This is a genomic window from Paracoccus mangrovi (assembly GCF_042648425.1).
Taxonomy (GTDB): domain Bacteria; phylum Pseudomonadota; class Alphaproteobacteria; order Rhodobacterales; family Rhodobacteraceae; genus Paracoccus; species Paracoccus mangrovi.
Window position 1 is genome coordinate 208,459 of record NZ_JBHRXJ010000005.1, and the last position, 19,902, is coordinate 228,360.

Genomic DNA, 19,902 nt, shown 5'->3' on the forward strand with positions numbered 1-19,902 from the left:
CCAGAGCCGCCGCGGAACCTTTGATGCCCATTCCCCCCGATGCCTTTTTTCTGGATCGCAGCGATGGCCTGCCCTTGCAGGTCCAGCTGCGGCGCCAGATCATCGCGGCCGTTTCGGCCGGGCGGTTCCGCGCGGGTGAGAAACTGCCCTCGACCCGGGCCTTGGCCGGGCATCTGGGGGTGGCGCGGGTGACCGTGGCCCAGGCCTTTGCCGAACTCGTCTCGACCGACTATCTGGCCAGCCGCGACCGTTCGGGGCATTTCATCTCGGACAGGATCGAGCGGCGGATCGAGACCGAGCCATCCGCCCCCGCGCCCGAACGCTTTGACTGGGACAGCCAGCTCGACCATCGTTTCAGCCGCGCGCAGCGTTCGGAACGCAACCGCAACTGGCGCAGCTATGGCTATCCCTTTGTCTATGGTCAGGCCGATCCCGCGCTGGTCGATCACGCGGCATGGCGCGACTGTGCCATGCGCACGCTGGGGCGGCGCGAATTCGCGGCGGTGACCGGCGATCTTTACGATGCCGACGATCCCGAACTGGTCGATCACATCGCCCGGCTGATCCTGCCCCGGCGCGGCATCGAGGCGGGCGCCGATGAGATCCTGTTGACCATGGGCGCGCAGAACGCGCTGTGGCTGGCGGTGCAGTTGCTGCTGCGACCGGGTGCGGCCTTTGCCATTGAAAACCCCTCATATACCGGCCAGCGCGAGATCCTTGCGGCAAGCGGCGCGCGCATCCTGCCGGTGCCGGTCGACGCGCAGGGCCTGCCGCCCGAAAACGTGCCCGCCGGCATCGCCGCCGTCTTTACCACCGCCAGCCATCAATGCCCGACCAATTCGACCATGCCGCGCGCCCGGCGCAAGGCGCTTCTGGCGCGGGCGCAGGCACAGGGCTTTGCCGTGGTCGAGGACGATTACGAATTCGAGATGTCCTTTGCCGGCGCCCCCTCGCCCGCGCTCAAGGCCATCGACCGCGCGGGGGCGGTGATCTATATCGGCTCGTTTTCGAAATCGGTCTTTCCGGGCGCGCGGCTGGGCTATCTGGTTGCCGATCCCCGGTTCATCGCCGAGGCGCGCGCGCTGCGCGGCATGATGCTGCGCCATCCGCCCGGCCATATGCAGCGCACGCTGGCGCATTTTCTGTCGCTGGGCCATTACGACGCACAGGCCAACCGCATGCGCCGCGCCTATGCATGGCGCCGCGCGGTCATGCTGGAAAGCATTTCCGCCCATGGGCTGCGGCTGGCCTCGCCGGATGCGACCGGCGGGTCAAGCCTGTGGCTCGCGACGCCGCCGGGGGTCGATGCCTCGCATCTGGAACGGGTGCTGAAAACCCGCGACGTGCTGATCGAACCCGGCGCCCGCTTTTTTGCCGACCCGGCCGAGGGGCGGGGCTTTTTCCGGCTGGCCTATTCCTCGATCAGCGCCGAGCGCATCCCCGAGGGCATCCGCCGCATCGCGCAGGCCATGTCCGAGGTGCAGGATTAGGGCGCGTCCCCGGCGGCATGCTCGATCGCGGCGACCGCCTCGAGTGTCGAGGTCACGACCGAGGCGTCGATCTTGCCGTCGTCGATGCAGAGGATCTCGACCCCCTCGCCCTGTTCAAGGGCGATGAACGAACCGCCAAAGACGAAATCGCCCCCCGGCGCGCCGGTCAGCAGCGCGGGATCGTAATCGACATAGCCCAGATAAAGGCGCCCGCCCGTGTCGTGGCCCGTATCGGAGCCCGTATCGGGGCCCGCATCATGGCCGCCATCTTCGCCATTGCCGATGGCGTGAAAGCTGGTCAGCGCGTAATCGGGGCGCAGATAGCGGACCTCGTAAAGGCCCTGTCCGGTGCCGCCCAGAATCTGGGCATCACCTTGATCCGAAATGGTTTCGCTGCTTTCGATCCCGCTTTCCATCCGGTGCAGAAAGCTTTCGGACACGCAGGCATCGGCCATCGCGGGCGCCCCCGACCCCAGCGTCAGCACCAGCGCCAATGCCAGCAAAGCCGGCCTTTCAGGGAAATTCGACATAGTCGCGTCCATCATAGGTAAAGGTGTGGGCCGCACGGCGGTCGCGCAGATCGTGCCAGTCGGGATTGGTCTTTTCGAAATGCGGCGGGTCGCCGAAAGAACGCCCCCAGGTCAGCCCGAAATGGCTGGCCAGATTGCCATTGGTGTTTGTCACCGCCACCAGCTGGCCACTGCTCAGATCGTACATGTCGATGGCGATGCCGTAATTGTGGTTGCTTTGCCATTGGCGCGCATTCGATTTCCACGGCCCGCGCCCGCCGGTAAAGCCCTGCGCCTGGCAATACTGGCGCTTGGTGGCCTGGGGCCGGCCATTGCGGTTCTGCATGAAGTCGCTGCAATAGAGCGCGTCCTGTTCGGCGGGCGTGCGAAAACCATCGGTCACCGTATAGCGGGTGCCGTTCAGCTCCTCGATCTTGTTGATGAAGCTCAGGAAATCATGGCGCGCATCGGGATGCAGCGTGCGCAGCCGCTCGGTCGTGCGGTCGTTATGGGCGCGAAAATCGGTCCAGATGAATTCGGCAAGAACAGGGGTGTTGCGGGGGGCACAACCCACGGTCACCTCTTGCGACCATTCCGCATTCACCGCCGTCGCCAGCGGCACCTGCAAATAGCGGTCGGTTGTATTGGCGTTGCTATATGGCACGGCCGCGCCATCGGGGCGGGTGCCATCGGGGGCGATGATCGGATAGCGGCCATTCATCGCCGCGTTCGCCGCACGGGAAACCGGGCGCGGATCGATGCGCAGCTTGCCGTGGCGGATTTCGGGGCGGAAGGTAACGCGATAGCGGCCCGGCTCGAACCCCGCATCGCCCCCCATCAGCACCAAGGGATTGCCATTGCCCGAGGCGACGCTGGCGATCTGGGCCTGACTGGTGGCGGTGCCGGCGGTTTCGGTGCCGGCGACGGCCGCACCCGCCGCAGCACCCTGTTGTCCCTGGGGCGGACGCGGCGCGGGCGCGCGCGACACGAACAGGCCATTGGTCGGGATGGTCGTGTAATCCACCGTCTCTTGCGCGACCTGGGTCGCCGCACCATTGCGGATGCGCGAAATGGTGATCCGCCCACCCACCGCGATCAGATCGAATTCCGCGTAGCGGCTGCGCACCGCGATCCAGCCCCGGCAGCCCTGTTGGACATTCTCGGGATCGCTCTGGGCGCCATGTTGATCGGCGGCGATCTCGGCGGCAAGGGTCGCGCTTTCGCCACCCGCCGCAGCACCGCCTCTGTCATTCAAGCTCATCCCTAACCTCGCAAACCACTTTCCACCATGTCACAAACCCTGTTTCCAGCGCCCGCGCCGCCTCATCCGCCCCCATGCGGGACACCAGTGCCCGCGCCGCCCAAGGGTAAAGCGGATCCTCGCCGAAACCACAGCCCAGAAGCTGCGCAATAGCGGCATAGACCAGCACGCCCCGGTCACAAAGCCCCGAGCGGGTGGCGAAATCCGCCGCCTGCGCCAGCGCCGCGCGGCGGTCGGGTTCGGGCGTGGCAGCCGCCACCCCGGGCCACAGATCCGCAAGCCGCGCCAGCCGCGCATCGGTATCGGTGGGCGGCACCCCCGCCGACAATTCGCGCAGCCGCGCCGGGTTCAATCCGGCAAGCCCGATATCGCGATGCCAAAGGTCGATCTGATCCAGCACCGGCGCCAGATAGGGGTTGAGACGCGGCTCGCCCCCGGCGGTGCGCCATCCCGCCCGCTCAAGCCGCGTCGCATGGCCGGGATCGTCCTCGAAACCGCTGCCCCAATGCATGACCGCGATCAGATATTTCAGGTGGTCGCGCTCGGTGCGGATGCCGCGCAGACGCGCCCGGGGATAGGCCAGCCGGACGACCCCGCGCAGCGCAGCCTCGTCAAGATCGGCGGTTCTGGACGCAAAGCTCTGGCGCAGAAACGCCACGGCCTTGTCCTCGTAATCGGCGCGGCGCTCGGCGATATAGGGGGCGAGCGTCCGCTGATCGACGAAATCCTCGAGATAAAGCCCGCTCATGCGCCGCCGGTCCCGGTGCTAGGCGTCATGACGCAAAACCCCGCCCCGCGCGCCGGACAGGCGATCAGCCGCAGCGGCGCGCCGAAACCGGCGAATTGCCGGGCATCGAAGGCCGCGACCACGGTGCGCGCGATCTCGGGCGTGTAAAAGCGGAAAAAATGCCAGCTTTGCGTCTGCTGGCTGTAAAGACGCACGAATTTGCGGAAATGCCGGCGCAGATCGTCAAGCGACGCGGCCGAGCGCAGGAAGATGCCCGGCCGGCGGTCCCACATCTGCCAAGGCGCCGCGCCACGGGTGAACAGGTTGCGCACAAAGCTGTTTTCGTCGCGTATCTCGACGATCCAGGGCGCGGCCTGTTGCAAGTCGCCGCCGCCCTCATCGCGAAACAGGCAGGCATGTTTCAGCCCCGAGCCGGCCAGAAGGTCCGGCAGGCCCGGCACCCGGCCAGCATCAATAACGGCATAACACGGCAATGCGGGCTCCGTGGCCACGGGGCCAAACAGCACCGGCCACAGCGCATCGGGCACGGATTTCTTTTTCTCGGCGCCGAACTGTCCGTCCAGCGGCTCGACCGGGGCGATCACGCGCATGTTCAGGGCCGGGGTCGAAACCGCCGCATCCGACGACAGCGCACCCTCTGGCCCGGCCTGCCCGCCAATGCCCGGCACAGGCCCGGAAAGCGCCCAGATGTCGTCAAGCCGGTCGTCGGGGGCCGCCACGTTCACCTCTGTTTTCAACAGGTTTACCGCCGCGGGCAGAATGGCATGGCCGGCATGATGGCACAATAGCACCGTCACCCGGACGGCCACGGGCCGCGTCGGCTGTTGCGACGCGGCCCGGGCATAACCTCACGAGATGCGCGGCCTCAGCCGCCCATCACGGCGCGGAACATGAAATACATCAGCGACGGCCCCAAAAGACAGCCAAGCCCGGTATAAAAGGTCGCCGTCATCGCACCGTAAGGCACCAGCCGCTTGTCGGTGGCGGCAAGCCCGCCCGCCACGCCGCTGGTCGTGCCCATCAGCCCGCCATAGGCCATGGCCGTTTTCGGATTGTTCAGCCCGATCAGCGGCGCGATGAAGGGCGTGCCGATCATCACCAGCACCGATTTGATCAGCCCCGCCGCAACCGACAGCGCGATCACCTCGCTCGAGGCGCCCAGCGCGGTCCCGGTCACCGGCCCGACGATATAGGTCGCGGCCCCCGCGCCCAGCGTCGTCATGCTGATCGCGTCGCCATAGCCGAACATCAGCGCCACCAACCCGCCGACAAGAAAGGAAATCACGATCCCCAGAAACAGCGACACCACGCCCGTGATCCCCGCCCTGCGGATGAGGCCCAGATCGACCCCGTAAGCCGTCGAGACAATGGCGAAATCGCGCAGCATCGCGCCGCCCATGATCCCCAGCCCGGCGAACAGCTCGATATCGGCCAGCCCCTTCTTGCCGCCGGTCGCAAGGCCGCCGAAATAGGCCAGCACCAGCCCCAGGATGATCGCCACCGCCGAGCCGTGCAGCCGCCCCCGCGTCAGGTGATGCGAGGCATAATAGCTGATCCACATCATCGCGCCGACAATGACAAAGGCGAACAGCAACCCGTTCTTGATCAGGACATCCGAAATCAGTTCCATCTCAGCCGGCCTCCGCTTCGGTTGCGGGGGGCAGCGGCTCGGACGCGCCGCCGATGCGGGCGACGGCAGGCACCAGCGCCCAACAGACAACCGTCGCGCCGATACCCGCCAACAGCGCGACGGGACCGCCCGACACCGCCGAGACCACGTTCTGGGTCGAGGCCATGGCGACGACAATCGGGATGTACATCGCGCTCCAGTAAAGGACGCCCTGTTCGCTCAGCGGCGGCAGATGGCCGTTGCGGCGCATCCAGTCGCTGAGCACGATCAGCAACAGCATGGCAAAGCCCACGCCGCCCACATTCGAATCGACCCCCAGCAGCGCGCCCAGCAGATCGCCGACAATCATGCCGGCAATCAGACAGGCCGCCAGAACGGCGGTTCCGTAAATGATCATGGTGATATTTCCTCCCTCGGGGTCCGGGCGGGGCCTCCTCTGCCCCGGTCCCGGACCGTCCCCTCAACGATGTTCAGCGGTAAAGATCGGCATGGCGCTTGCGCAATTCGGCCTTTTGCACCTTGCCCATGACATTGCGCGGCAGTTCCTCGACAAAGATCACGCGCTTGGGCTGTTTATAGCGCGCCAGCCGGTCGCCCAGCGCGGCGATGACACCCGCCTCGTCAAGGTTTGCGCCCTTTTGCGGCACGACAATGGCGGTCACCCCCTCGCCCAGATCGGGATGCGCAAGGCCGATCACCGCGCTTTCGACCACGCCGGGCAAGTCGTCGATCAGGCTTTCGATTTCCTTGGGATAGACGTTATAGCCCCCCGAAATCACCAGATCCTTGTCGCGCCCGACGATGCGCAGATAGCCGTCCTCGCCGATCTGTCCCAGATCGCCGGTGATAAAGAACCCGTCCTTGCGGAATTCCGAGGCGGTCTTTTCCGGCATCTGCCAATAGCCTTCAAAGACGTTCGGCCCCTTGACCTCGATGGCGCCGATCTCGCCCTGCGGCAGGGATGCGCCGGTTTCGCGATCGGTCACGCGGATGGCGATCCCCGGCAAGGGCATGCCCACGGCGCCGGGCTTGCGGGCGCCGTCATAGGGGTTGGTGGTGATCATGCAGGTTTCGGTCATGCCATAGCGTTCCAGAATGGCGTGGCCGGTGCGGTCCTCGAACGCGCGGTGATCCTCGGCCAGAAGCGGGGCCGAGCCGGACACGAAGAGGCGCATCCTGGCCGTGGTCTCGCGGTTCAGGCGCCCGGATTTCAGCAGCCGCGTGTAAAAGGTCGGCACCCCCATCAGCACGGTCGCATCCGCCATAAGGTCGATGGCCTGTTCGCCGTCGAATTTCGCCAGCCAGATCATGGTCGCACCGGCGACGATGGACATGTTGGCGGCCACGAACAGGCCATGGGTGTGAAAGATCGGCAGCGCGTGGATCAACCGGTCCTGACCAGTATAGTGCCAGCTTTCCAGAAGCGCCGCGACATTCGAGGCAAGGTTGCCATGGGTCAGAACCGCCCCCTTGGAACGCCCCGTCGTCCCCGAGGTGTAAAGGATCGCCGCATGATCGGACATGGCGCGCGCCACCCGGTCGCGGCGCGGGCTGGCCGCCAAAGCCCGCGCCATCAGGCTGCCATCGGCATCCGCGCCCAGACTTTCGACCCGCAGGCCGTCACTTTCCCGGGCCTTGTGCGCGGCCAGCGTCGCGGGGGTACAGACAAAGAGGCGCGGCGCGGCATCGCCCAGAAAATAGTCGATCTCGGCCCCGGTATAGGCGGTATTCAGCGGCAGATAGACCCCGCCCACCTGAAGCACCGCCAGATAAAGACAGATCGCCTCGGCGCTTTTTTCGGTCTGGACGGCCACCCGGTCGCCGGGGCGAACGCCGATTTCGGTCAGCACGGCCGCAAAGCGTTCCGTCAGATCGCGCGCCTGCGCATAGGTGATGTCGGAAAGGCCCGGGCGCTCGAACAGCACCTTGCCGGGTTCCGCCTCGACCGAGGCGATAAAGCTTTCATGGATGGTCTGCATGTCTCGTCCTCTTGTCTGCGTTCGGGGGATTTCGGATCCGGTCATTTCAGCGGCTCAGGATTGCGGTTCAGCACCTCGGCCAGCGGCGCCCCGGTCGCGACGGTGCCGTCGCGCACGAATGCCTCGTGCTGGGTTTCGATGGCGGCGGGGTCGTAGAGATAGTTGATCATAAGCCCATGGGCGTTCTTGACCGCGCCCGGGGCCAGATCGGCGGGCCAGTTCACCCGCCAGGCCGCCGCGCCATTGCCCAGATGAAAGCGCGCCACCGGATCGGCGGGCGCGCCGCTGCGCGCGCGGGCGCGGGTGAAATACTGCGCGGCCATGGCCTCGACATCCGGGCGCAGCCGATCGGCCGCGGCGGGGTCGCCTTGCCAGTCCCCCTGTTCCAACGCGTTGAGCAGCTTTTCCGCGGCCGCGCCATCCTGCCGCGCCAGCCAGCCCGCGAAACCCGGCGCGGGCGACAGGGTGACAAAGGTCCGCAGCTCGGGCAATTCGGCCTGAAGGACGGCGACCACCTGCTTGATCAGCAGATTGCCGAATGACACGCCCTTGAGGCCGCGCAGGCTGTTGTTGATCGAATAGAACACCGCCGTATCGGCATCGGCGGCCGCATCGGGGCGCGGCGCATTCAGGATCGGCGCGATGGCATCCGGGATGGCGCGGGTCAGCGCCACCTCGACAAAGATCAGCGGCTCATCCCCGGTCGCGGGGTGGAAAAACGCATAGCAACGCCGGTCGGCCGCATCCAGACGGCGGCGCAGATCCTCCCAACCCGACATCTTGTGAACGGATTCGTAGGCAATGATCTTTTCCAAGATCGCCGCAGGCGTCGACCAGTCCACCCGTTCAAGCCGCAGAAAGCCGCGATTGAACCACGAACTCAGCAGATGCGCGAAATCGCCGTCGATGGGCGCAAGCGCCGGATCCTCGCGGATCGCATCCAGCAGATCGGCCCGCATGCCCACCAGTTTCAGCGTCGCGCCCGGCGCCATGTTCAGCCGCCGCAGCAAGGTCTGGCGGCGCGGTTCGACCGCCTCGAACAATTGCGCCAGATGCCCGGCAGAAGGATCCGCGTCATAGGCGGCATAGGCCTTGCGGATGGGATCGGGGTCGGCCCCGAAACGGTCGCGCAGCAGGGCAAAGAAATCGCGCCGTCCCCCGGCATCCAGCTCGGCATAGGCGGCCAGCGCCTGTTCGGCGACCGCGATCCGCGCCGCCTCGCCGATGCGGCCCATCAGCACATCACAGGCCGCCGCCAGCCGTTCCTGCGCCGGCCGCATCAACAGATTCTGCGCGGTCAGCGTGCCGCGCCCATCGCCCCGCACCCGATCACGCCGCTCGCCGCGCGTGATGGCCTGCACCAGATCATTCAGGAATGCCAGATTGACCTTGGCCATATCAAACCCCTTTTCCGGTCCCTCACCCCGAATGCTTATAGTGCAATTTCAATTGTGTTGTATATAACAAAGATTGATATGGACATTTCATGACTTCTTGCGGATAAAAACATATCGAAACCAAGGTCCAAACCATGTCAAATCCACGCCGCCCGTCGGTCCAGCACATTCGCGACGCGCTGGAAAACGCGATCGTCGAGGGCAAGATCCAGCCCGGCGAGCGGCTGGACCCGGAGGCGCTGGCCACAGAATTCGGCGTTTCGCGCACCCCGATTCGCGAGGCCTTGCAGGCGCTCGAGGGGTCGGGTCTGGTGCGCGTCCAGTCCAAGCGCGGCACCTTTGTCACCAAGCTGAGCGTCCCCGAGCTGGCCGAGCGTTTCGAGGTCATGGCCGAGCTTGAGGCGATGTGCGCCCGGCTGGCCGCGCGGCGCGCCTCGGCGACGGAAATCGCGACCATCCGCGCGGCACAGGCCGCCTGTGTCCGCGCCTTCGAGACCGGCGACAGCGATGCCTATTATTACGAGAACACGGCCTTTCATCACGCGGTCTATGCCGCCTCGCGCAATGCCTTCCTTGAGGCCGAGGCGCTGCGCCTCCAGGCCATGCTGCAGCCCTATCGGCGCCGGCAGCTTCAGTTTCGCGGCCGGATGCGGCGCTCGATGGAAGAGCATCAGAACATCATCGACATGATCGTGGCCGGCGATGACGAGGCCGCCGCCAATCACATGCGCAACCATGTCGTCATTCAAGGCGACCGGTTTCACGACCTGATTGCGTCAATCCGCATGGTCGATGCCTAGCTGTTAACCGAAGGGCATGGCCTAGGCGTGCGCGGCGCCGTATTCGCGCCGCGCCACCTCGCGTGCCACGGTCTCGAATGCCGCAAGCGCCGCGCCCTGCGCCGCCTGCCGGCGCGTCATCCCGACCGGGCCCGACATGAAACGCCGCCCCGTCGCAAGCTGCACCATCTCGCCGCGCGCAAGCTCATTCGCGACCACGCCCCCCGAAATGAACCACAGCGCATCCGAGGCCAGGCACAACCCGCGCCCGACCGCCAGCGACACGGTTTCGACCGCCGGCCGCAATCCGGCCAGCCCCAGCGACGCCAGATAGGTTTCAACCGCCGGCCGGATCAGCGCGGTCGGCGGCGGCAGGATGACCGGAAAGCGTTCCAGAAGCGCGGCCACCGGCGCACCAAGCCCGGAATGACCCGCCCGCGCGGTCAGGATCACCTCTTCTTCGTAAAGATGATCAAAGCTCAGCCCCGCCATTTCCGACGCCGCCGGCAAATGCCCGACCATCAGCTCGACCGCACCCTCGCGCAAAAGCCGCATCAGGTGGAAATGCGGGCCGGTCTCGACCGAAAGCACGGTTTCGGGGTTCATCTCACGGAAAGCCAGCATGACACGCGGCATGAACCGGGTCGCGACCGTCGGCAACACCCCGATCCGCAGCACGCCCCCCGCCCCCGGACGCAGCGCCGCCGCCCCCGCCTCAAGCGCCTGAACCGCCGCCAGCGCGTGGCGGCGAAACAGCGCCCCCGCCTCGGTCAGGATCAGCTTGCGCCCCTGTCGCAGAAAGAGCGGCTGCCCCATAAGCGCCTCAAGCTCGGCCAATGTGCGCGACAGGGCGGGCTGGGTGATCCCCTGTGCACGCGCCACCGCCGTCAGCCCGCCCTCGGCCGCGATATCCAGAAATGCCCGGATATGGCGCAGTTTGACCCCGGGATGCATAGCGCTTCGGTTATCCATTGCGGTCCATTTTGCATTATTCAACGCGAATTCGTTATGGCAACCTACCGATAAGGGAGATCGCCATGCAAGTTCTGAACCGCCCCTGGGGCACGATGCATTACCGGATCGACGGTCCGGCCAACGCCCCGACCGTGATATTCGCCAATTCGCTGGGCACCGATCTGCGGCTTTGGGATGCGGCGCTGGCGGAAATTCCGGGCATCCGCGCGATCCGGTTCGACAAGCGCGGCCACGGCCTGTCCGATCTTGGCGGCGATTATGCCATCGCCGATTTGGCCGATGATGTCGCCGCGCTGATCGAGGCCACGTCCGACGGGCCGGTGATCATCTGCGGTCTCTCTATCGGCGGCATGATCGCCCAGAATCTGGCCGCGCGTCGCCCGGATCTGATCCGGGCGGCGGTGCTGTCGAACACCGCCGTGAAAATGGGCACGGCGGAAAGCTGGACCGACCGCATCCGCACGATCGAGACGCGCGGCATCGCGGCCATCGCCGATATGGTGATGGAGCGCTGGTTCGCGCCCACCTTTCGCGCCCGGCCAGAGCTGGCGCTGTGGCGCAACATGGTCATCCGCACATCCGCGCCGGGCTATATCGCCGCCTGCCGGGCGCTGGCCGCCGCCAATCTGACGGTCCAGACCGCCGGCCTGCGCCTGCCGACGCTGGTCATCGCCGGCGACAGCGACGGCTCGTCCCCCGCCGATCTGGTCCGGGCCACGGCGGCGCTGATCCCCGGCGCGCGCTTTCACATCATCGCGGATGCCGGCCACCTGCCCTGCGTCGAACAGCCCCGCGCCTTTGCCGCGACCGTCATCCCCTTCCTCCAGGAGCACAGCCGATGACCACCCGCTACGATGACGGCATGGCGACCCGCCGCCGGGTGCTGGGCGACGCCCATGTCGACCGGGCCGAGGCCGCCAAGGACGATTTCGACACCCCTTTTCAGAGGCTGATCACCGAATCCGCCTGGGGCTCGGTCTGGGCGCGCGACACGATCAGCCCGCGCGAACGCTCGATGCTGACCATCGCGCTGCTGGCGGGTTTGGGCAATGACCACGAACTGGCTATGCATATCCGCGCCACCGCCAATACCGGCGCCACGCCCGAAGACGTGCTCGAGGCGCTGTTGCATGTCGCCATCTATGCCGGCGTGCCGCGCGCCAATCACGCCATCAGGATCGCCAAGGAAACATTCGCCGAAATGGAGGCACAGCGATGACCCTCAGCAATGATACCGACCGCGGCCCGCTGTTCTTTCGCGACCGGGACTGGCATCCGGCGGCCTATACGCCGGGCTACAAGACCTCGATGACGCGCGCGCCGCACCGCGCGCTGGTCGCCATGGGCTCGACGCTCTCCGAGGAAACCGGCCCCGCCTTCGGCCATTCCATGATCGGCGAGATGGACAACAACCTGATCATGAATTTCACCGGCCAGCCCGCCATCGGCGAACGCATCATCATGCATGGCCGCGTCCTGGACGAAAACGGTCGCGGCGTGCCTGGCGCGCTGATCGAGATCTGGCAGGCCAATGCCGGCGGCCGCTATCGCCATAAAAAGGACGGCTATGCCGCGCCGCTCGACCCGAATTTCGGCGGCTGCGGGCGCACCATCTCGGGCCGGGACGGGGCATATGAATTTCTGACTGTGCGCCCCGGCGCCTATCCCTGGCCGAACCGCGTCAACGACTGGCGGCCGATGCATATCCATATCTCGGTCTTCGGCTCGGGCTTTGGCCAGCGCCTGATCACCCAGATGTATTTCGAGGGCGACCCGCTGATCGCGCGCTGTCCGATCGTGAACACCATCGGCTCGGATCGCGCCATTCAGGCGCTGGTCGCGCCCCTCGACATGAACCGCGCGATCCCGATGGATTGTCTGGCCTATAAATTCGACATCGTGCTGCGCGGCCGCCGCCAGTCCTTCTTTGAAAACCGCCCGGAGGGGATGTGATGCAAAAGCTGGATTACCTCAGGGAATCGCCTTCGCAGACGGCCGGCCCCTATGTCCATATCGGTCTGACGCCGAACAAGCTGGGCAATAGCGGCATCTATCCGGCCGATCTGGGCGAAAGCCCGATCCGGCCGGGCGCAAAGGGCGAGGCGATCACCATCACCGGCACGGTTCAGGACGGCGCGGGCATGATCCTGCGCGACGCGCTGATCGAAAGCTGGCAGGCGGACGCAAACGGCATCTATCCCGGCAACGACCCGCGCGGACCCGCCGATCCGAATGTCACCGGCTGGGCACGCATCATCGCCGATTTCGACAGCGGCGAATGGGTGCTGAAAACCGTCAAGCCCGGCGCCGTCCCCTTTCCCGATGGGCGGATGATGGCGCCCCATATCGCGCTTTGGGTGGTGGCGCGCGGCATCAATCTGGGCCTGCAAACCCGTATCTATTTCGAGGATGAGGACAATTCCGCCTGCCCGGTCCTGCAACGCATCGAGCACCGGCCGCGTGTCGACACGCTGATCGCGAAACGGGCCGGCCCCGGGCAATACCGCTTCGACCTGATCCTTCAGGGCGAAAACGAAACCGTCTTCTTCGACATGTAGGCCGCCATGACCGATCTTTCGCAAAACCCCTGCATCATCTGCGTGGCCATCACCGGCTCGCTCCCGACCAAGGAAAACAATCCCGCGGTGCCGATCACCGTGGCCGAACAGATCGAATCGACGCATGAGGCCTTCGAGGCCGGCGCAACCATCGCCCATTGCCATGTCCGCGACGACGAGGGCAAACCAACCTCGGATCCCGAACGTTTCGCCCGCCTGAAAGAGGGGCTGGAAAAGCACTGCCCCGGCATGATCGTCCAACTTTCGACGGGCGGCCGCTCGGGCGCGGGCCGGACCCGGGGTGGCATGCTGCCATTGTCGCCCGACATGGCCTCGCTTTCGGTCGGGTCGAACAATTTCCCGACCCGGGTCTATGAAAACCCGCCCGATCTGGTGGACTGGCTTGCGGCCGAAATGCTGACCCATGGCGTCAAACCGGAAATCGAGGCTTTCGACCTCAGCCACATCCTGCAAGCGGCGAAAATGCACAGGGACGGCCGCATCAAGGACCGGCCCTATGTGCAATTCGTGATGGGGGTGAAAAACGCCATGCCCGCCGATCGCGAGGTCTTCGATTATTACATCCACACCGTGAAACGCCTCTTCGGCGCCGATACGCCCTGGTGCGCGGCGGGCATCGGCGCCGACCAGATCACGCTGAACGACTGGGCGATCTCGTCCGGCGGCCATGCCCGCACCGGACTGGAGGACAATGTCCGCATCGACCGCGACAGGCTCGCCCCCTCGAACGCTGCGCTGGTCCGGCGCGCCACCGATCTTTGTGCGAAATACGGCCGCCCCGTCGCGACATGGCAACAGGCGCGCGCAATCCTTGGCCTCAAAATGCCCGCAACCGCCTGATCGCGGCGGCCGTCTCGTCTTTTCTTTCATGGACAAATATCCTCGGGGGGTCCGGGGGGCAGACAGCCCCCCGGCCTCGTCCCAAGCAAAAGGCCCGCCATGCCCGCATCCCCCGCCGACAGCGCCATCTATCGCGATCTCTTCAGCGACCAGGACACCGCAAGGCTTTTCACCGACAGCGCCCAGATCCGGGCGATGCTGCTGGTCGAGGGGGCATTGGCCCGCGTCCAGGGCCGCCTTGGCCTGATCCCCGAAACCGCCGCCGCCTATATCGAGCGCGCCGCGCGCGAGATTCAGATCGACCCCGCCGAGCTGGCCGCCGAAACCGCCCGAAACGGCGTGCCGGTTCCCGGCCTGATCGCCGCGTTCCGCAAGGCCATGCAGGCCCCCGAACATGCGCAATACCTGCATTGGGGCGCGACCAGCCAGGACATCATGGACAGCGCCCTCGCGCTGCGCCTGCGCCGCGTCACCGAAATCTGGAACGCACGACTGACGGAACTGGCCCGGGCGCTGGCCGGTCTCGCCCGCGATCACGCCGATCTGCCAATGGCCGCGCGCACCTATGGCCAGCTCGCCACCCCCACCAGCTTTGGCGCGGTGGTCGCGGGCTGGGGGCATCCGGTCCTGCGCCACCGCACCCGCCTTGCGGCGCTCGCGCCCGAACTCGCCACGCTCTCGCTGGGCGGGGCGGCGGGCACACTCTCGGCCATGGGTGCCGAAGGCCCCGCGATCCGCGCAGCACTCGCGCGGGAACTCGGTCTCGCGGATCCCGGCCATAGCTGGCATGCCGAGCGCGATCACATCGGCGGTTTCGCCGCCTGGATGGCCGGGCTTTGCGCCTCGCTGGGCAAGATGGGCGAAGATCTGATCCTGATGACGCAATCCGGCATCGACGAAATCCGGATTGACGGTGCCGGCGGCTCGTCGACCATGCCGCAAAAACAGAACCCTGTCGCCCCTTCGGTTCTGGTGGCGCTGGCGCGTCAGACGGCGGCCCTTTCGGCGGCGATACAGGGGGCCGGACTGCACCGCCAACAGCGCGACGGCGCGGCCTGGTTCGTCGAATGGCTGACCCTGCCACAGCTCTGCATCTCGACCGGACGTGCCCTTGAACTGGCGCTGAATCTTGCAGGGCGCATCACACCGAACGCGGCGGCGATGGCCCGGAACCTCGACGATGGGCACGGCCTGATCTATGCCGAATCCTACAGCTTCGCCCTTGCCCGCCACATGCCGCGCCCCGAGGCGCAGACCCGGATCAAGGCGCTGTGCGCCGAAGCCCAAAGCAGCGGACAGACGCTGCCGGATCTGATCGCGCGGGATTTTCCTGCGCTGGATCTCTCGGCTGCGGGCCGGCTTGGCACCGCCCCGGTGGATGCACGCAACTTTGCCAATGAGGTCTTCGCAGGCGGCTGATCTTCCCGAACCTCGCCCGCGGCGCCACCGGCAGCCATCCGGCATCGGGGCTAAGGGCGCCATCGCCCGAACGACCCAAAGGATCGCCCCCCATGGCACAGGCCCCCGGGACTGGCCGGATTGCCATGCGCCGGGCCTGTGCCCTTGCGCGCCGCCGGGCCGGAATGATAGACCGGGCGTCAAGCCTGCGCGCGGGCATATCATCCGCCCGCGTCAATGAAATAATGCGATATCGCTTCAAAGGGAAAACACACGCATGACGATGACTCGGACCAGCTTTGACAAGGAAGATCTGCTGGCCTGCGCCCGTGGCGAATTGTTTGGCCCCGGAAATGCACAACTGCCCGAGCCGCCGATGCTGATGATGGATCGCATCACCGATATTTCCGGCGATGCCGGCCTGCATGGCAAGGGTCATGTCGTGGCCGAATTCGACATCGATCCCGAGCTTTGGTTCTTTTCCTGCCATTTCCCCGGCAATCCGATCATGCCGGGCTGTTTGGGTCTGGACGGACTCTGGCAACTGACCGGTTTCAACCTCGGCTGGCGCGGCTGGCAGGGGCGCGGCTATGCGCTTGGCGTCGGCGAGGTCAAGCTGACCGGCATGGTCCGCCCTGACCGCAAGATGCTGCGCTATTACGTCGATTTCACCAAGGCCGTTCAGACCCGCCGCCTGACCATGGGCGTGGCCGATGGCCGCGTCGAGGCCGACGGTGAAACCATCTATGAAGTCAAGGACATGAAAGTGGCCCTTTCGGCCGCCTGATCCATGAACAAGGAACACGCCATGCGCCGCGTCGTCATTACCGGGCTGGGCATCGTCTCTCCCATCGGCAACAACGCCTCCGAAGTCACCGACAGCCTGCGCGCCGGGCGCTCGGGCATCGTATTTGCGCCCGATTACGCCGAACACGGCTTTCGCAGCCAGGTTCACGGCATGCCGCAGATCGTGCTGGAAGATCACATCGACAAGCGCAATCTGCGCTTCATGGGTGCGGGCGCCGCCTATAATTTCATCGCCATGGAACAGGCGATCGCCGATGCCGGCCTGACGCCCGAAGACGTCTCGAACGAACGCACGGGACTGGTCGTCGGTTCTGGCGGCCCATCGACGGCCAATCTGTTCGACGCCCATCGCATCGTCATCGAAAAGGGCGCGCCCAAGCGCATGGGGCCGTTCATGGTGACGCGCTGCATGTCCTCGACCAATTCGGCCTGTCTGGCCACGCCCTTCAAGATCAAGGGCGTGAATTATTCGATCACTTCGGCCTGCTCGACCTCGGCGCATTGCGTGGGCAATGGGACCGAACTGATCCAGATGGGCAAGCAGGACATCGTCTTCGCCGGCGGCGGCGAGGAACTGGACTGGACGCTGTCGTGCCTGTTCGATGCGATGGGCGCGATGTCGTCGAAATACAACGACACGCCACAGAGCGCATCGCGCCCGTTCGACGCCACCCGCGACGGGTTCGTCATCGCCGGCGGCGCCGGTGTGGTCGTGCTCGAAGAGCTGAACCACGCCTTGGCGCGTGGCGCGAAAATCTATGCCGAGGTGACGGGCTACGGCGCGACCAGCGACGGCTATGACATGGTGGCACCGTCGGGCGAGGGCGGCGAACGCTCGATGCGGCTGGCGCTGTCGACGCTGCCCGAGGGGCGCCGCGTCAGCTATGTCAATGCGCATGGAACCTCGACCCCCGTGGGCGATGTCGGCGAAATCAAGGCCCTGCGCCGTGTCTTTGGCGAGGGCGCGGTGCCCCCGGTCTCCTCGACCAAATCGCTGACCGGGCATTCGCTGGGCGCGACCGGGGTGCATGAGGCCATCTATTCGCTCTTGATGATGCAGAATGGCTTTATCGCCGCCTCGGCCAATATCACCCAGCTCGACCCCGAGATCCGGGCCGAGGAAATTGCCATGCAGCGCGTGGATCATGTTGATTTCGATACGGTTCTTTCCAACAGTTTTGGTTTCGGCGGCACCAACGCGACGCTGGTCATGTCGAAATACCGGGAATAAGCGAAGAAAAGGTTAAGCCATGGGCGATTTGATGAAGGGAAAGCGCGGCCTTGTGATGGGGGTCGCGAATGACCGCTCTATCGCCTGGGGTATCGCGAAGGCACTGGCCGCCGAGGGCGCCGAACTGGCATTCACCTATCAGGGCGAGGCCTTCGGCAAGCGTGTCGAGCCATTGGCCCAGTCGCTGGGTTCCGATTTTCTGATGGATGTGGACGTTCTGGACGACGAATCGCTGGATCGCGCCTTTGATCAGATCGGGACCCGCTGGGGCGGTCTGGATTTTCTGATCCACGCCATCGCGTTTTCGGACAAGAATGAGTTGACCGGCCGCTTTATCAACACGAGCCGCGACAACTTTAAGAATTCCTTGACGATTTCCTGTTATTCGCTGATCGACCTGGCCCGGCGGGCACAGCCTCTGATGACGAATGGCGGCTCGATCATCACGCTGACCTATGCCGGATCGAACCGGGTCACACCGTTCTATAACGTCATGGGGGTGGCCAAGGCCGCATTGGAATCATCTGTTCGCTATCTTGCCAACGACCTTGGCCCCGATGGCATCCGCGTGAATGCGATCAGCCCGGGCCCGATGAAAACGTTGGCCGGCGCGGCCATCGGTGGCGCGCGCAAGACCTATCGCCATACCGAGGCGAATGCCCCCATGCGTGCCAATGCCACGCTTGAGGCCATCGGGGGCACCGCCGTCTGGCTGTGTTCGCAATGGGGCGCCTGCACCACGGGCGAAATCGTTCTGGTCGATGGCGGCTATCATGTGCTGGGCATGCCGCAAAGCGAGCATCTGTGATCTGGGTCTTTGATGCCTATGGCACCTTGTTCGATGTGGACGCCGCCGCGCGCGAGGCGGCCCGCAACGACCCGGCCTTGGCAGAAATCTGGCCGGCGCTGTCCTTTGACTGGCGGCGCAAGCAACTCGAATATTCATGGATGCGCTGCATCACCGGACAGCATGGCGATTTCTGGCAAGTCACATCCGACGCGCTGGATTGGGCGGCCGAGCGCCACGGATTGACCGATACGGCGCCGCTGCTGGCGCTTTACCGCCGCCTGCCCGCCTATTCCGAGGTCGCCGAGGTGCTGGCCCGGCTGCGCGAACGCGGTCAGACGGCGATCTTTTCGAACGGATCGCCAAAGATGCTGTCCGATGCGGTGAACAGTGCCGGGCTTGCCCCGCATCTGGATGCGCTTTTGTCGGTCGAGGCTGTTGGTCGCTTCAAACCCGCCGCCGAAGCCTATCGCGTCGTGACCAGCCATTTCGGCACGGATGCGGACCGGATCACCTTTGTCTCATCGAATGGCTGGGACATTTACGGCGCCGCGGCCTTTGGCTTTGACACCGCCTGGGTGAACCGCGCGGGCCTGCCGGTCGACCGCCTGCCGCATCGTCCGGCCCGTATTCTGACCGATCTGACAGGATTGCTTTGATGCCGCATTTCACCGCAACCGATGGTGCGCGCCTGGCCTATGACGACCGGGGGCATGGCCTGCCGGTTCTGTGTCTTGCCGGCCTGACGCGCAGCATGAGCGATTTCGATTACCTCGCCCCATATCTTTCGGATATCCGTTTGATCCGAATGGATTATCGCGGGCGCGGCGCCTCGGACTGGACCGGCGCCGACACCTATACCGTCGCTCAGGAGGGCAAGGATGCGCTGGCACTTCTGGACCATCTTGGGATCGACAAGGCGGCAATCCTGGGGACATCGCGCGGGGGATTGATCGGGATGGTTCTGGCCGCGACCGCGCGCAACAGGGTCGCGGGGCTTTGCCTGAACGATGTCGGCCCGGTTCTCGAGCGTCGCGGGCTGGAACGCATCTTTGACTATGTCGGGCGCAATCCGACCAGTTCCAGCCTGAGCGAACTGGCGCGCCGCCTGCCCGACCTCATGCCCGGTTTCGCCAATGTGCCCGAAAGCCGCTGGCTGGAGGAAGTACGGCACCACTACACCGAAACGCCCGAGGGGCTGCGCATCACCTACGACCCCGCGCTGCGCACGGCGTTTCTGGCGGCTTTTGATGGCCCCGAGGTCGATCTGTGGCCGCTGTTCGATGCTGCGCAGGGCCTGCCGCTTGCGCTGATCCGGGGGACGAATTCCGACCTGCTGTCGCGCGATGCGGCGGATGCGATGCGGCAGCGCCGGCCGGACATGATCTTTGCCGAAATACCCGACCGGGCGCATATCCCGTTTCTGGACGAACCCGAATCCCTGGCCGCGATCCGGGCGTGGCTTGCGCTGATGCGGTAAATTCGCCCCCGC

Annotated in this window: 22 protein-coding genes; 13 read left to right on the forward strand and 9 right to left on the reverse strand. The window is 65.6% G+C overall.

Translation table 11 applies throughout. The annotated features are described in order from the left end of the window. Positions 1–23 precede the first annotated feature (23 nt). Positions 24–1,490: a MocR-like pyridoxine biosynthesis transcription factor PdxR gene (gene pdxR / locus ACFOMH_RS09515; protein ID WP_374425326.1), complete on the forward strand. Its 1,467-nt coding sequence runs from the start codon at positions 24–26 to the stop codon at positions 1,488–1,490. Here the strand turns inward: pdxR and ACFOMH_RS09520 are convergent. The 8 genes from ACFOMH_RS09520 to ACFOMH_RS09555 form a co-directional block, all read right to left on the reverse strand. After that, entirely contained in the window at positions 1,487–2,020 is a 534-nt protein-coding gene (locus tag ACFOMH_RS09520; RefSeq protein WP_377744126.1) for a hypothetical protein, read from the reverse strand. The genes pdxR and ACFOMH_RS09520 overlap by 4 nt on opposite strands. After that, positions 2,004–3,254, reverse strand: coding sequence for a M15 family metallopeptidase (locus ACFOMH_RS09525; RefSeq protein WP_377744127.1), 1,251 nt, complete (start codon positions 3,252–3,254; stop codon positions 2,004–2,006). The genes ACFOMH_RS09520 and ACFOMH_RS09525 overlap by 17 nt, the downstream gene beginning before the upstream one ends. Further along, positions 3,247–4,008, reverse strand: a complete 762-nt coding sequence (locus ACFOMH_RS09530) for a hypothetical protein (RefSeq protein ID WP_377744129.1) — start codon at positions 4,006–4,008, stop codon at positions 3,247–3,249. The genes ACFOMH_RS09525 and ACFOMH_RS09530 overlap by 8 nt, the downstream gene beginning before the upstream one ends. Then, entirely contained in the window at positions 4,005–4,817 is an 813-nt protein-coding gene (locus ACFOMH_RS09535) for a DUF4123 domain-containing protein (protein WP_374425322.1), read from the reverse strand. Before ACFOMH_RS09535 ends, ACFOMH_RS09530 begins: the two co-directional genes overlap by 4 nt. A 56-nt stretch (positions 4,818–4,873) precedes the next feature. Further along, positions 4,874–5,638: a malonate transporter subunit MadM gene (gene madM / locus ACFOMH_RS09540; protein ID WP_377744130.1), complete on the reverse strand. Its 765-nt coding sequence runs from the start codon at positions 5,636–5,638 to the stop codon at positions 4,874–4,876. A gap of 1 nt (position 5,639) precedes the next feature. Continuing rightward, positions 5,640–6,035, reverse strand: coding sequence for a malonate transporter subunit MadL (gene madL / locus ACFOMH_RS09545; RefSeq protein ID WP_374425320.1), 396 nt, complete (start codon positions 6,033–6,035; stop codon positions 5,640–5,642). Positions 6,036–6,108: 73 nt separating this feature from the next. Next, positions 6,109–7,617: a malonate--CoA ligase gene (locus tag ACFOMH_RS09550; protein WP_377744132.1), complete on the reverse strand. Its 1,509-nt coding sequence runs from the start codon at positions 7,615–7,617 to the stop codon at positions 6,109–6,111. Positions 7,618–7,658: 41 nt separating this feature from the next. Continuing rightward, positions 7,659–9,014 (reverse strand): malonyl-CoA decarboxylase domain-containing protein, encoded by a 1,356-nt coding sequence (locus ACFOMH_RS09555; RefSeq protein WP_377744133.1) that lies wholly within the window; start codon positions 9,012–9,014, stop codon positions 7,659–7,661. A 134-nt stretch (positions 9,015–9,148) separates the two neighbouring features. Between ACFOMH_RS09555 and ACFOMH_RS09560 the strand changes: the two genes are divergently transcribed. After that, positions 9,149–9,814 carry a GntR family transcriptional regulator gene (locus tag ACFOMH_RS09560; RefSeq protein WP_377744135.1) on the forward strand — a complete coding sequence of 222 codons (666 nt, stop codon included), beginning with the start codon at positions 9,149–9,151 and terminating at the stop codon, positions 9,812–9,814. A gap of 21 nt (positions 9,815–9,835) precedes the next feature. On the opposite strand, the gene ACFOMH_RS09565 is transcribed toward ACFOMH_RS09560, so the two are convergent. Further along, positions 9,836–10,747 (reverse strand): LysR substrate-binding domain-containing protein, encoded by a 912-nt coding sequence (locus ACFOMH_RS09565; RefSeq protein WP_377744136.1) that lies wholly within the window; start codon positions 10,745–10,747, stop codon positions 9,836–9,838. Between the two features lie 83 nt (positions 10,748–10,830). Between ACFOMH_RS09565 and pcaD the strand changes: the two genes are divergently transcribed. From pcaD to ACFOMH_RS09620, 11 genes are all read left to right on the forward strand, one after another. Continuing rightward, entirely contained in the window at positions 10,831–11,610 is a 780-nt protein-coding gene (gene pcaD, locus ACFOMH_RS09570) for a 3-oxoadipate enol-lactonase (protein WP_377744137.1), read from the forward strand. After that, positions 11,607–11,987, forward strand: a complete 381-nt coding sequence (gene pcaC / locus ACFOMH_RS09575) for a 4-carboxymuconolactone decarboxylase (protein WP_374425314.1) — start codon at positions 11,607–11,609, stop codon at positions 11,985–11,987. The genes pcaD and pcaC overlap by 4 nt, the downstream gene beginning before the upstream one ends. Continuing rightward, positions 11,984–12,721, forward strand: a complete 738-nt coding sequence (gene pcaH, locus ACFOMH_RS09580; RefSeq protein WP_377744140.1) for a protocatechuate 3,4-dioxygenase subunit beta — start codon at positions 11,984–11,986, stop codon at positions 12,719–12,721. Before pcaC ends, pcaH begins: the two co-directional genes overlap by 4 nt. Next, positions 12,721–13,326, forward strand: a complete 606-nt coding sequence (gene pcaG, locus ACFOMH_RS09585) for a protocatechuate 3,4-dioxygenase subunit alpha (RefSeq protein WP_377744142.1) — start codon at positions 12,721–12,723, stop codon at positions 13,324–13,326. The genes pcaH and pcaG overlap by 1 nt, the downstream gene beginning before the upstream one ends. A 6-nt stretch (positions 13,327–13,332) precedes the next feature. Further along, positions 13,333–14,187, forward strand: coding sequence for a BKACE family enzyme (locus tag ACFOMH_RS09590; protein WP_377744143.1), 855 nt, complete (start codon positions 13,333–13,335; stop codon positions 14,185–14,187). Between the two features lie 99 nt (positions 14,188–14,286). Continuing rightward, positions 14,287–15,606: a class-II fumarase/aspartase family protein gene (locus ACFOMH_RS09595; RefSeq protein ID WP_377744145.1), complete on the forward strand. Its 1,320-nt coding sequence runs from the start codon at positions 14,287–14,289 to the stop codon at positions 15,604–15,606. A 256-nt stretch (positions 15,607–15,862) separates the two neighbouring features. Then, the gene (fabA, locus tag ACFOMH_RS09600) at positions 15,863–16,372 is read left to right on the forward strand and encodes a bifunctional 3-hydroxydecanoyl-ACP dehydratase/trans-2-decenoyl-ACP isomerase (protein ID WP_374425309.1); all 510 of its coding nucleotides are present in this window, start codon (positions 15,863–15,865) and stop codon (positions 16,370–16,372) included. 21 nt (positions 16,373–16,393) lie between these two features. Continuing rightward, the gene (fabB, locus tag ACFOMH_RS09605) at positions 16,394–17,623 is read left to right on the forward strand and encodes a beta-ketoacyl-ACP synthase I (RefSeq protein WP_377744194.1); all 1,230 of its coding nucleotides are present in this window, start codon (positions 16,394–16,396) and stop codon (positions 17,621–17,623) included. Positions 17,624–17,642: 19 nt separating this feature from the next. Further along, complete coding sequence (locus ACFOMH_RS09610; RefSeq protein ID WP_374425308.1) at positions 17,643–18,431, forward strand: enoyl-ACP reductase FabI; 789 nt, start codon at positions 17,643–17,645, stop codon at positions 18,429–18,431. Continuing rightward, positions 18,428–19,069 carry a haloacid dehalogenase type II gene (locus ACFOMH_RS09615; RefSeq protein ID WP_377744147.1) on the forward strand — a complete coding sequence of 214 codons (642 nt, stop codon included), beginning with the start codon at positions 18,428–18,430 and terminating at the stop codon, positions 19,067–19,069. Before ACFOMH_RS09610 ends, ACFOMH_RS09615 begins: the two co-directional genes overlap by 4 nt. Continuing rightward, the gene (locus ACFOMH_RS09620) at positions 19,069–19,890 is read left to right on the forward strand and encodes an alpha/beta fold hydrolase (RefSeq protein WP_377744149.1); all 822 of its coding nucleotides are present in this window, start codon (positions 19,069–19,071) and stop codon (positions 19,888–19,890) included. Before ACFOMH_RS09615 ends, ACFOMH_RS09620 begins: the two co-directional genes overlap by 1 nt. Positions 19,891–19,902: the final 12 nt, after the last annotated feature.